Origin of the sequence: Candidatus Nanosynbacter sp. HMT-352 (assembly GCF_022819385.1) — a bacterium.
Classification (GTDB): Bacteria; Patescibacteriota; Saccharimonadia; order Saccharimonadales; family Saccharimonadaceae; genus Nanosynbacter.
On the sequence record NZ_CP089290.1, the window covers coordinates 329,661 to 341,878 of the forward strand.

11 protein-coding genes are annotated in these 12,218 nt (G+C 44.6%); 10 read left to right on the top strand and 1 reads right to left on the bottom strand.

Features of this window, described 5'->3' with window-relative positions; translation table 11 throughout:
- The first annotated feature begins 4 nt into the window (after positions 1-4).
- From LRM44_RS01715 to murD, 10 genes are all read left to right on the top strand, one after another.
- Positions 5-709 carry an ABC transporter ATP-binding protein gene (locus LRM44_RS01715; RefSeq protein WP_445083030.1) on the top strand — a complete coding sequence of 235 codons (705 nt, stop codon included), beginning with the start codon at positions 5-7 and terminating at the stop codon, positions 707-709.
- Complete coding sequence (locus LRM44_RS01720) at positions 699-1,043, top strand: PadR family transcriptional regulator (RefSeq protein WP_243804385.1); 345 nt, start codon at positions 699-701, stop codon at positions 1,041-1,043. The genes LRM44_RS01715 and LRM44_RS01720 overlap by 11 nt, the downstream gene beginning before the upstream one ends.
- Positions 1,043-2,320, top strand: a complete 1,278-nt coding sequence (locus tag LRM44_RS01725; RefSeq protein WP_243804387.1) for a PspC domain-containing protein — start codon at positions 1,043-1,045, stop codon at positions 2,318-2,320. Before LRM44_RS01720 ends, LRM44_RS01725 begins: the two co-directional genes overlap by 1 nt.
- A gap of 65 nt (positions 2,321-2,385) precedes the next feature.
- Entirely contained in the window at positions 2,386-3,225 is an 840-nt protein-coding gene (locus LRM44_RS01730) for an undecaprenyl-diphosphate phosphatase (RefSeq protein WP_243804389.1), read from the top strand.
- A 163-nt stretch (positions 3,226-3,388) separates the two neighbouring features.
- Positions 3,389-4,609 carry a hypothetical protein gene (locus LRM44_RS01735; protein ID WP_243804390.1) on the top strand — a complete coding sequence of 407 codons (1,221 nt, stop codon included), beginning with the start codon at positions 3,389-3,391 and terminating at the stop codon, positions 4,607-4,609.
- Between the two features lie 90 nt (positions 4,610-4,699).
- Positions 4,700-5,941, top strand: a complete 1,242-nt coding sequence (gene serS / locus LRM44_RS01740) for a serine--tRNA ligase (protein ID WP_243804392.1) — start codon at positions 4,700-4,702, stop codon at positions 5,939-5,941.
- Between the two features lie 29 nt (positions 5,942-5,970).
- Complete coding sequence (gene hpf / locus LRM44_RS01745; protein WP_129744703.1) at positions 5,971-6,342, top strand: ribosome hibernation-promoting factor, HPF/YfiA family; 372 nt, start codon at positions 5,971-5,973, stop codon at positions 6,340-6,342.
- 125 nt (positions 6,343-6,467) lie between these two features.
- On the top strand, positions 6,468-9,098 hold the full coding sequence (secA, locus tag LRM44_RS01750) for a preprotein translocase subunit SecA (protein ID WP_243777699.1): 2,631 nt from the start codon (positions 6,468-6,470) through the stop codon (positions 9,096-9,098).
- 15 nt (positions 9,099-9,113) lie between these two features.
- Positions 9,114-10,391 carry a M16 family metallopeptidase gene (locus LRM44_RS01755; RefSeq protein ID WP_129744011.1) on the top strand — a complete coding sequence of 426 codons (1,278 nt, stop codon included), beginning with the start codon at positions 9,114-9,116 and terminating at the stop codon, positions 10,389-10,391.
- Positions 10,392-10,427: 36 nt separating this feature from the next.
- Positions 10,428-11,672 carry a UDP-N-acetylmuramoyl-L-alanine--D-glutamate ligase gene (murD, locus tag LRM44_RS01760; RefSeq protein WP_243804394.1) on the top strand — a complete coding sequence of 415 codons (1,245 nt, stop codon included), beginning with the start codon at positions 10,428-10,430 and terminating at the stop codon, positions 11,670-11,672.
- Here the strand turns inward: murD and hpt are convergent.
- Positions 11,669-12,208 (bottom strand): hypoxanthine phosphoribosyltransferase, encoded by a 540-nt coding sequence (gene hpt / locus LRM44_RS01765; RefSeq protein WP_243804396.1) that lies wholly within the window; start codon positions 12,206-12,208, stop codon positions 11,669-11,671. The two genes, murD and hpt, sit on opposite strands and share 4 nt — an antisense overlap.
- Positions 12,209-12,218: the final 10 nt, after the last annotated feature.

Consider the following 12,218-nt stretch of genomic DNA (forward strand, 5'->3'; position numbering starts at 1 on the left):
GAGAATTGTTATGATTGAGCTTAAAAATGTGACGAAAATTTACGGCAAAAAGAAGAATCAATTTGTGGCGCTAAATGATGTGAGTTTGCGAATTCCAACGGGCGTGAGCGTGGCGATTTTGGGAAAATCTGGTTCAGGAAAATCGACGCTAATGCACGCAATTTCTGGCTTGGATCGACCACAGCAAGGTCAAGTGATTATTGACGGTCAGGATATTCTGAAATTGAAACAAAAGCAAGTTGACGAGTTTCGTGCGAGAAAAATAGGTTTTATTTTCCAGAGTTTCTTTGTTCAGGGCAATGAAAGCGTGGCGGATAATGTGAGTTTGCCACTGGAAATTATGAAAATGCCAAGGGGCTTGAGGGAAAGTAAAATCAATGAGGCACTGAAGGCGGTGGACTTGTACGAGAAGCGCAAAAATCGTGCGAAGGATTTGTCGGGTGGTCAGAAGCAGCGTTTGGCGATTGCGCGGGCAATTGTCGGCAGTCCTCAGATCATTTTTGCGGACGAACCTACGGGAAATTTGGATAGCGAAACTGGCGCGAAGGTGGAAGAGTTGCTGTTCAATTACAACAAGCAAGAAGGCGCAACGCTGATTATCGTGACGCACGACGTTGATTTGGCTAAGAAATGTGATTATCAAATTCTGATCAAAGACGGCAAAATTAAGGGTTCTAACATACCGAAAGAAGGTAAAAGTGGACGTTGATAGCTATGCGGAAAGCTTGGCAGTCCAATTGCGAAAAGGATTTTTGGTTTACTGTGTTTTACTGGTTTGTTCTAATAAAGCGCAGTACGCCGGCGATATCGTTAAGCAATTGAACGATTCGGATTTAACGGTGGTCGAAGGTACGATTTATCCGCTGCTGAATAGGCTGCAGAAAGACGGATATCTGCAACACGAATGGCAGGAAAGTGAGCAAGGTCCGCCGCGAAAATATTATTCATTGACAGATCACGGCGATCAATTGATTCACGAACTTAAAGATCGCGTAAATATGCTAAATAATTCGCTTGATAACTTAGAGAAAGGAATAAAATAATGAAGGAAATAACCAGGATTCATCTGGCAAAAACGGCGTTTAGCGTGGAAATTGACGCTAAGAAATCGCTAGAAAAATATCTTAATTCGATTCAGAAAAATATGCACGCCGACGCGGAAGCGATGAAGGAAATTGAGGCGCGAATGGTTGAGATTTTAGCCGAGCGTGGCGTGATGAAAGAGGGCGTTATTAGTGACGATGACGTTTTGGCGATTAAAAATCAAATGGGTGAGCCGCGTGATTTTTCGGATGATAGTGAGGACTCAACTGATGAATTGACGGATGATAATGAGAAGCCAGAAAAGCAATTGATGCGCGACACGGACGGGGCTGTCATTGGCGGCGTGTGCGCGGGAATAGCGGCGTACTTTAATATCAATCCGTTGTGGGTGCGACTTATTGCAATTGTCTCGCCGTTCGTAACATTCGGCACGATGGTGCTGGTTTACCTCGCGATGTGGGTGTCAATGCCGCCAGCAAAAACCGCGTCGGACAAATTGCGAATGCGCGGAAAGCCTGTAACTTTGGCTGCGCTTAAGGAAGCTTCCGCTGATGGAAATTCAACTGTGTCTGTCGGAAAAACTCCAATTGCGAAATTTTTCCAATATTTTATCGGTGTTATGGTGTTACTTACGACGCTAGCGATACTGTTTGGGCTGATTGTTGGCGGGGCGCTCGGCGTTTCCATGATTGATATGCTCGGCGGTTTGGGTATGCAAATGTGGGCGTGGGGAGTATGGACTTCCTTGGCAATTGGCGGAATCGCGGCGGTGATATTTGGCGCAATTGTAACGCGTAGCATATTCGCTTGGAAGGTCAATCGAATGTCTGTAATCACAATGATCGTGGCGGCGTCCGTTGTTTTTATGAGTTTGGCAAGCGCTGCAATATTTAGCGCTCACGCTGGCTTAGAATATGCGCGTGAATCGCAGCAACTCACGAAGAAAGTGAATATCGATATTCCAGATACGACAAACGCTAATTCAATTTTTATCGATATGCCAGTGGGGAATGTTTCGCGAATAAATTCTGACAAATTTAAGGTGGAAGCGGAGTTTGTGGATTTGCCAAAGGCGAATAAGCCAGAAATTAACGTGCGCCGCGATGGCGATAAAATTGTGCTGTCCGTTTCTGAGAAGTGTAACGCGATATTCTTTGACGGCTGCTTGAAGTTTTATAAGCCGATAACTGGCTTGAAAATTTATGCTCCTGCGGGCGTGAATGTTAGCGGTTTGTTCTATCAAAATTCGATTGAAGCAGAAAACCCCGAATCTTAGGCTCACGCATTTGAATGATTTTACCGCTAATGCTACACTTGAAGGATGAAAGGTAATTTTTAAGCGTGGCTTGGTGGCAAGCAATTATTCTCGGCGTAATTGAGGGAATTACGGAATTCTTACCGATTTCTTCGACTGGGCATTTGACGATTGCCGAGAAATTGATGGGAATGCGAATTGACGATCCGAGCGTCGTGGCTTTTACGGCGATAATTCAGATCGGAGCAATTTTGGCGGCGGTGATTTATTTCTGGAGTGATATTTGGCGAATCTTGCAGGCTTGGTGGCGCGGTTTATGGTGGAAGAGGGCGCGCCGAAAGTTTGATTATAAATACGGCTGGGCAATTATTATCGGCTCAATTCCTATTGCGATTGTCGGACTGTTATTTAAGCATGAAGTTGAAACAGTTCTGCGCAGTTTGTGGTTTGTGGCGTTCGGGTTGATTGGCTGGAGCGTTGTTATGTGGCTGGCTGACAATCGTGCGGGAAATAACAAGCGTGGCGAAACTGAGACGAGCTGGAAAGACACTTTGGCAATTGGTGCGGGGCAATGCTTGTCGCTTATTCCGGGAGTTAGTCGTTCTGGCGCAACGATTTCAGTCGGTCTGTTTCGTGGATTTGACCGCGTGTCGGTTACGAAATTAAGTTTCTTCTTGGGTATTCCAGCACTGGTCGCGGCGGGGCTATTGGAAGTCGCTACCGAATATAAACACATTTCTGGCGGCGTTGGCTGGACTCCGACTATAATCGCCACGGTAATTTCATTCGGTGTCGGCTACTTGGCCGTGTCATGGCTATTGAAGTTTATTCAGAGTAATAATTTCCGACCGTTTATAATTTATCGATTTGTCCTGGGGCTGTTTTTGTTGGTTATGCTTAGCTTTGGTGTGATTTATCACGTTTAGATAAGATTGATTTTTCATATTGCTACATGTAAAATGAAAGCATAATCAATATTAAATAAAGTTTAAAGGAATATTTTAAGTGGAGCGAGAAAATACAAGAAAGCCTGCATCAAAAGCTTTCGTGCTAAGTCTTTTTGTGATCACAATAATACTCATAATATTATTGTTTTTTATTAAGATTTCGCCACGTGGAGTAATTGATCCGAACGCAGTTTCTATTCGTCAGGATTCGGGCGAGATTCAATATAAGTATGCTGATGGAAATTGGCAGAAAATAGTTTCGCTTGAGGATTTGAAAAATAAGGATAACGGTACTAATAAGGAAGATGGCAAGAAAGAATCTAGCAAATCTGATAGTCGCGAAATTGAAATTCAGAAGAACTCCCTGTACATCCAGTGGCGATATGCCGGGGAATCTGAATGGAAAAATATCATAGCCTACTCAGACTTAAAGGGTAAGGATGGCCGAGACGGTAGAGACGGGCTTGACGGTCAAAATGGCAGGAACGGTCGAGATGGCAAGGATGGTCTTAATGGTCAGAACGGTCGAGATGGTCAAAAAGGCGACAAAGGCGACACTGGTGCGGCGGGTCCCGCTGGGGTAGCTGGAGCCACGGGAGCCACGGGAGCCACGGGAGCTACAGGTGCAACGGGTGCAACTGGTGCTACAGGAGCGGCTGGCCGAAATGCTACAATTTCCGTAACTAATAGTACTCAGCCTTGCTCGACTGGATTGACTATTACCGGAAATGGTACAAGCAACCTAGGTTTACAATTTGCAGGCAAGAATCTTCCTGCGGGTGGTAAAACAAATCAAGTACTCGGTAAGAAAACTGATGACGACTGTGACGTAGAATGGAAAGATACGTACGAAATTCGCGGAACTGGTATGCCTGAGGGCAATGTTAAGGCTAGTGTTGGCACGTACTATACTGATACAGCTGCTACAAATGGTGCAATTCGCTGGATTAAAACTCGTGGTAGTGATAAAACAGGCTGGAAGGTTGTATATGGTGACACTGGCTGGAGAAGTGTTCCTCAGATTCTATCAACATCCATGAAAGCTAGCGTAGTCAAGGTTCGACGAATTAACAATACTGTTTATCTGTACGCAGCTCTTACGGGCTGGGCGTATAACTGGAACGGTGGTGGTACAGGCACGTTGCCAGATGGACTACGCCCTAGTGACCAGATGCAAGGTCCTTCTGCTGGACGACGGGGTAATTCGTACTTGACTTGGATCATTCAAACTAGTGGGCAGATTAATGCTGAAGCAGCTAGCGCTGAGAATCCAACGCCAACGCTCCCTCCGATCGTTAGCGTATCATATGTGCCAAATGACAATGTTCCATGGCCAACGACGTTACCTGGCACAGCTATGTAAGTAAATTATTTACACTTATCTAAAAAGCCCCGTCTGTTAAATCCGGCGGGGTTTATTTATATATAGCCTATGTTGTTATATAATTGAGACATGTTAGACATTAAGTTCATCAGGGAAAATGTCGATTTGGTGCAAAAGTCGGCAAACGATAAAGGCTACAAAGTTGATATTGCGGCATTGTTGCAATTAGACGATGAGCGCCGCGATTTACAGAAGCAGGTTGAAGCGCTACGCGAACAGCGTAATGCAATTTCAGCGAAGATGAAAGGCGGTCGACCGGATCAAGAACTGATTGATCAGGGTAAGCAATTGAAAGTTGAGCTGGCAGAGCGTGAGGGTTATTTGAAGTCAACTGAGGAAAAAGTTGCGGCAATTCTTAAAAACGTCCCGAATATCACTTTTGACGACGTGCCTCTGGGCGGTGAAGAAGATTCCGTTGAGGTAAAAGTTTATGGCGATTGCAAAACTGGCGCAAAAGACCATTTGGATTACGCTGTAAGTCGCGGCTGGGTGGACTTTGAGCGTGGTGCTAAGGTGGCTGGCGCGAAGTTTTATTATTTGAAGGGCGATTTGGCTTTATTGGAAAATGCCGTAACTCAATTTGCTTTGGATTACGTAACAAAGCAGGGCTTCACATTTATGACCGTGCCGCATATGGTCAATTTGCGAACAGCTGAGGGCGCAGGTTTTACTCCAAAGGGCGAGGGCAGTAACGAGTATGTAGTTGACGGCGAAGATTTGACGCTAATTGGTACGGCGGAAATGCCACTAACGGGCTATCACGCGGATGAAATTTTGGACGAAAAAGATTTGCCATTGTTATACGCTGGATATAGTCCTTGCTATCGAAAAGAGGCGGGAACATACGGAAAGCACACACGTGGTCTGTTCCGAGTTCATCAGTTCAATAAGTTGGAAATGTACGCGTTTTGTTTGCCGGAGCAGTCTAAAGAAATTCATGAGAAAATTCTTAGCGTTGAAGAGGCGCTTTGGCAGCAAATTGGGATTTCTTATCACGTGGTTAATATTGCGGCGGGCGATTTGGGTGCACCGGCTGCAAAGAAGTACGACATTGAATATTGGTCGCCGGTTGACCAAACCTATCGCGAGTTGACGAGTTGCTCAAATTGTACTGATTATCAAGCTCGTGGTTTGAACATTCGAGTTCGCCGAGAAAACGGCACGATTGAATCTGTTCACACTTTGAACGGAACTGCAGTATCGTTGGCTCGCTCATTGGTAGTGATTTTGGAGAATTTCCAGAATCCAGATGGAACTTTGACTGTCCCAGAGGTGCTTCGTCCGTATATGAATGGTCGTGACGTGATATAATAAGAGCGTATTAGTTAGTAGGAGGAAAAATGATTAAGGATATCACAATTACTGGCGTTAAATATGAGCTGAACGCCACAACAAAAAAATATGTTGAGCGAAAAATTGGTTCGTTGGGAAAATATTTACCACGCCACGCGCGAAAAAGCGCATCTGCAGATGTGAAGATTAAGCAAATCGATAATCCTGGCGGCAACAAGTACGAAGTTGAAGTTATTATCAATGTGCCAGATAAGAAAATTATAGCTAAGGATTCAACCATGAACGTTTTGGCGGCGGTGGATATTGTTGAAGCGAGGTTGAATGGCCAAGTTCGTAAGTACAAAGACGATGTGCTGGCTCACGTTGGCGGAAGTCGCGGGGTTTTGGCGAAGCTAAAGCAGACTTTTGGTCGAAAATAATTGATAGATGAAATTAGCAGGAAAGCGTTCAGATTCTGGGCGCTTTTTCTTTTCAAATTGCCCGAAAAAAGTTATAATAAAAGAAGTTTTTGAAAATGCCTGAAAGTGAGGGAGTTTTAAGGTTTATGGCAATTACACAACAAAAAGCGCTGAGTAAGATTTTTGGCGATCCACAGAAGAAGATTTTGAAACGATTGCGTAAGCAAGTTGACGTTATTAACGGTCTGAACGACAAATATGAAAAGATGTCCGACAAGGAGCTCCGGGCGCAGACTGATGAGCTGAAAAAGCGTTTGTCGAAGAAGAATGTGACGCTTGATACGATTTTGCCAGATGCGTTTGCTGTGGCAAGGGAAGCCGCTAAGCGTGTGATTGGCGAGCGTCCGTATGATGTGCAGTTGATTGGCGGCATGGTTCTTCATGAGGGTAACGTTGCCGAGATGAAAACCGGTGAAGGTAAAACTCTTGTGGCGACACTGCCGACTTACTTGAATGCTTTGGAGGGTAAGGGTGTTCATGTGGTGACGGTTAACGACTATTTGGCGCAGCGCGACGCTGGTTGGATGGGCCAAGTGTATGATTTCTTAGGCTTGACCACTGGTGTGATTATTAACGAAGCGTCATTTGTTTATGATAAAGATTACGACAATGAGCATCACGACGATCCTCGAATGCGAAAACTTCGTCCAGTTTCGCGTAAAGAGGCTTACGCTGCGGATATTACGTACGGCACAAATAACGAGTTTGGCTTTGACTATTTGCGCGACAATATGGTTAACGACGTTGATCTGCTCAGGCAGCGTGAATTGAACTTTGCGATTGTTGACGAGGTCGACTCAATTTTGATCGACGAAGCTCGTACGCCACTTATTATCTCTGCTCCAGCGGCTGAAAATCCTGACAATTATTACACATTTGCTAAAATCGCCGCGAAGTTGGTTCCAGAAGATTACGTTTTGGATGAGAAACGCCGAAGTGTTGCTTTGACTGATGAAGGCGTTGAAAAAGTTCAGAAATTGTTGGGAATAAAAAACTTATACACGCCAGATCACGTGCGCAGCGTTTATCATATGGATCAGGCTTTGCGAGCACAGACGTTGTTCAAGCGTGATAAAGATTACGTCGTAACTAATGACGGCGAGGTGATCATCGTTGACGAGCATACTGGCCGTTTGATGCAGGGTCGCCGCTACAACGAAGGTTTACATCAGGCGATTGAGGCAAAAGAAGGCGTTCCTGTGCTGGAAGAGAGCATGACCTTGGCGACAATTTCATTCCAGAATTATTTCCGTTTGTATAATAAATTGAGCGGTATGACGGGTACGGCATTTACTGAAGCTGAGGAGTTCCAGCAAATTTATTCACTTGATGTTATCCAAATTCCACCGAACAAACCAGTTATTCGCGAGGATAAGGAAGACCTGATTTTTAAGACTGAAAAAGCCAAACTGAAAGCTGTTGCTGAGGCGATTAAGGATTACCACAAGCAAGGTCGTCCTGTTTTGGTTGGCTCTGGTTCTATTGAAAAGAATGAGCAAATTGCTAAATATTTGGAAAAAGAAGGCATTAAGTTTGAGATTCTGAACGCCAAGAACAATGAGCGTGAGGCTGCGATTGTGGCGAAAGCCGGCGAAAAAGGCGCGATTACTTTGGCTACGAATATCGCTGGTCGTGGTACCGACATTAAGCTTGGCGAGGGCGTGAAGGAACTTGGTGGCTTGGTTGTTATCGGTTCAGAGCGACACGAATCACGCCGAATTGACAATCAGTTGCGCGGTCGTGGCGGACGCCAGGGTGATCCAGGCGAGACTCAGTTTTATGTTTCGACCGAAGATGATTTGATGCGAATTTTCCAGGGTGAGCGAATTGCGTCGTTGATGGATAGGCTGGGCGTTGATGACGACACTCCAATTAGAACTCGGGCTGTTTCGAAAACTCTGGAAGCTGCCCAGAAGAGAGTTGAAGGCTACAACTTTGATACGCGCAAAAATGTTGTTCAATATGACAATGTGATTAACCGTCATCGCCGCGTCGTTTATGTTATGCGACGTAGGATTTTGGAAGGCGATAATATTAAGCCGGAAATTGAGCGATTATTGCGAGCTAAAGTTCACGAACTAACGACTCTTCCATCAAAGAATAATCCAAAGTTTGTCGAAGATTTCTCTGTAATTTTCCCGGTTGATAAGGAAAAAATTGAAAAGGTTGGTAAGGAAAAGAAAGATCGTTTGCGCTATGAGAAGGCGCTGGAGCTGGCAGAAGAGGCTTACGCGGAGAAAGAGCGTGAGATTGGCGCTGATGATTTGCGTGGGGTTGAGCGCGAAGTTTACATGGCGGTGTTGGATACATTGTGGATGCAACATTTGGAAAATATGCAACATTTGCGCGAAGGAATTCACTGGCGAAGTGTTGGGCAGCGTGATCCTTTGGTGGAATATCGATCAGAATCCCAGAAGTTGTTTGAGAGTTTACAGGCTAATCTCCGCGATGAAGTTCTGGCAACGATATTTAATATTCATAAAGCCGACGCTACAGTTCGTCAATCTCAAGACGACGAATATGACACCGAGCTAACTAGGTTGGCGGAAAATGCCGTTGAGCGTGGCGTAAATGAAATTGGTTCGGGCGAGGAAAATCGCGACGATGACTTCTCTGTGAAAAAAGGCAAGACTAGCGCGGAATCAAATCGTGCGAAGAATCAAGCTCGAAAGAAGAAAAAAGCTCAGCGACAGAACCGTAAGAAAAATCGTAAATAATCAGAGAATTAGGCAATGAAACATACAGTTGAGGAAATTAGACTGAAGAATGGTGCGCGCGGCTTGTTGATTGATGTTCCAGATGCTACGGTAATGAGTTTTCAAGTGCAATTCAGGGCAGGCAATCGCTATGTTCTGAATAAAGACATTTACGAAACAGCTCACATTATGGAGCATATGGCGTTCGGTGCGAATGAAAAGTTTCGTTCGGAGCACAATTACGAGCAGGAGTTTACTAAGAACGGCGCTTATCACAACGCTTACACTTCTGACTATTCAATGGTTTATGAAGCGATTTGTGCGGATTTTGAGTGGGACAGGATTTTGGAGCTTCAGAGGTTGGCTATTACAACGCCGCGATTCAACGCCGATGAGCTTGAGGCGGAAAAGGGTAATGTTCGCTCTGAATTAACTGGTTATCTCAATAATCACAATCGCGTGATGTGGCCGCGCATTCAGCAGGCGCTGGGTGAAGATATTTTGACGTATAATCAGCGCTTAAAAACAATTGCTAATATTGAACTGAAAGACATTAAAAATCATCACAAGCGAACGCATACTTTGAAGAATATGCGGTTTGTGGTGGCTGGAAAAATGGCTGGACGAAAAGCGGCTATTAAAGAACATCTTGAGGGCTGGCAATTAGAGACGGGCGAGCGATTCGTTATTCCGCGCGATGAGCCGCGTAGGGCTAACCCGGTTTTAGTTAGACGAAAAGAGGCGACTAATTTGACGTTTGGCTGGTCAATGATGATCCCGCGCGAGTTAAGTGACGAAGAAGTCACGGCTATGAACGCGTTGAACCATATTCTGACCGGCACGATGAGCTCACGGATTTTTGGCGCGGCTCGTAAAAAAGGCTTGGCGTATGGTATTTTTAGTGATACGTCGATTGGTTTTTACGATTCGGCTTGGGATTTTGGCGGACAAGTAAATGTTGAAACTGCAGAAAAGCTCTTTGATATTATCGTGAGGGAATTGAAGAAAGTTTTGGCTGGATCTATTTCTGAAGAAGATTTGGAAAGTGTGAAGTCATATTCATTGGGTCGTTATCAAATGGGTGCTCAAACTGTTGGGCAAGTAAGCAATTTTTACGTAGGACGATATTTTGCTGACGATTTCGTGAGAGATTATGCCGCCGTTCCAGATTCTATTTTGGCGGTAACTCCTGATCAGTTGATTGAAACGGCTCGTCAATTTTTTGCATCCAACACATGGACGTTGGCAGCAGTTACTTCGGAAGAAAAAGAGCTATTAACAAAGCTGTACGACAAGCTCGACAAGCTGTTTTAGGGTGTAATCGTAAATTGCCCGTGATATAATCAGGTTATGAAAATTGTCATTGCTGGTTTTGGTGTTGAAGGTCAATCTAATTTGCGTTATTTTCGGGAGAAGTTTCCGGAAGCTGATTTTTTGGTGGCGGACGAGCGTGAAAAAGTAGATAATTTGCCGGAAAATGTGGCTTATCAGACAGGATTTTCGGGGCTGGAGAGTGCGGATTTAATTGTTAGGTCGCCAAGTCTTCCGCCAAAAAAGATAAAGACTAGCGGTCGAATTTGGTCATCGACAAATGAGTTTTTTGCCAATTGCCCAGCAACTATAATTGGCGTGACTGGCACAAAAGGCAAGGGCACGACGTGCAGTTTTATATCGTCGATTTTGCGCGCCGCAGGTAAAACCGTTCATTTAGTGGGGAATATTGGCGTGCCAGCTTTGGATATTTTGCCAAAAATTGAGAAAAATGACATTGTCGTTTATGAATTGTCCAGTTTTCAATTGTGGGATTTGCAGAAATCTCCGCACGTTGCCGTGGTGCTGATGATTGAGCCTGACCACTTGAATGTTCACGCTAATTTTAATGATTATTTGGCGGCAAAGGCGAATATTGCCAAGTCTCAAACCGCGGACGATTATGTTGTCTATAATTCTCAAAATGAGTTTAGTTCGTCGATTGCAGATGCGAGTTTGGCGCAGAAAAAGGAGTATCCATTTGTTCTTTCGGACGATATAACTTCTGCGATTCGCTTGCCGGGGAGACATAATATTGACAATGCTTGCGCGGCGATACTGGCTGTAAAGTCGATTTTGCCGAACGTGTCGGATGATGAGATAAAGAAGGGGCTTAGCGAGTTTACAGGGTTGCCACATCGACTGAAGTTTGTTGCTGAAAAATACGGCGTGAAATATTACGATGATAGCATTTCGACCACTCCGGGCAGTGCGATTGCGGCATTAAAAGCTTTTGCGGAGCCGAAAATTTTGATTTTGGGCGGATCGGATAAAGGCGCGGATTATTCTGAATTAGCGAAAGAAATTGCCCGACAAAACGTGCGATTGATAATTATCAATGGCGCTAACGCTGATGAAATCAGGGGAGTTTTAAGGGAAGAAAAAGTTGATTGCGAGATTGTCCAATTGGATATGGCGGGAATGAAAGAAGTTGCCAAATCGGCCAAAAATAAAGTGCAATCTGGCGACGTGGTGATTCTTAGTCCAGCGGCTGCCAGCTTTGATATGTTTAAGAGCTATTCTGATCGTGGCGAGCAATTTGTCGCCGCCGTAGAAGAGCTTTAATCTTGATAGACTTCTGGTTTTAAGACGCCGATGTACGGCAAGTTGCGATATTGCTGGCGAAAATCCAGACCGTAGCCAACGACAAATTCATTCGGCGTATCGATGCCGACGTAATCGGCTTTTGCGTCAACTTCGCGCCGTGCTGGTTTGTCTAATAGCGAGCATATTTTTACCGACGCAGCATTTTTTGCGGCAAATAATTCTCTTAGCGCCTGGGCGGTTCGACCGCTGTCAATTATGTCCTCAACTATTAACACGTGCCTATTCGTCACATCGGTATCCAAATCTTTGATGATTTTTACAGATCCAGAAGATTTTGTGTCGTCGCCGTAGCTGGAGACTGCCATGAAATCAATTTCCATATAGCAATCCATCGCTTGTATCAAGTCGATCATAAACGGTGCCGCGCCGCGTAAAATACCCACGATGACAGGATTTTTATCGTGATAATCCTCGGTCAATTTTTTCCCAAGTTTCTGAACTGCCGTTTTTATTTCTTCGTTCGTAAATAGAATTTTCTCAATATCTTTATCCATCTTTTTATTT

Coding starts and splice junctions, on each gene's coding strand:
- LRM44_RS01725 (WP_243804387.1), top strand. CDS start 1,043: ATGAAGGAAATAACCAGGATTCATCTGGCAAAAACGGCGTTTAGCGTG.
- serS (WP_243804392.1), top strand. CDS start 4,700: ATGTTAGACATTAAGTTCATCAGGGAAAATGTCGATTTGGTGCAAAAG.
- hpf (WP_129744703.1), top strand. CDS start 5,971: ATGATTAAGGATATCACAATTACTGGCGTTAAATATGAGCTGAACGCC.
- secA (WP_243777699.1), top strand. CDS start 6,468: ATGGCAATTACACAACAAAAAGCGCTGAGTAAGATTTTTGGCGATCCA.
- LRM44_RS01755 (WP_129744011.1), top strand. CDS start 9,114: ATGAAACATACAGTTGAGGAAATTAGACTGAAGAATGGTGCGCGCGGC.
- murD (WP_243804394.1), top strand. CDS start 10,428: ATGAAAATTGTCATTGCTGGTTTTGGTGTTGAAGGTCAATCTAATTTG.
- hpt (WP_243804396.1), bottom strand. CDS start 12,208: ATGGATAAAGATATTGAGAAAATTCTATTTACGAACGAAGAAATAAAA.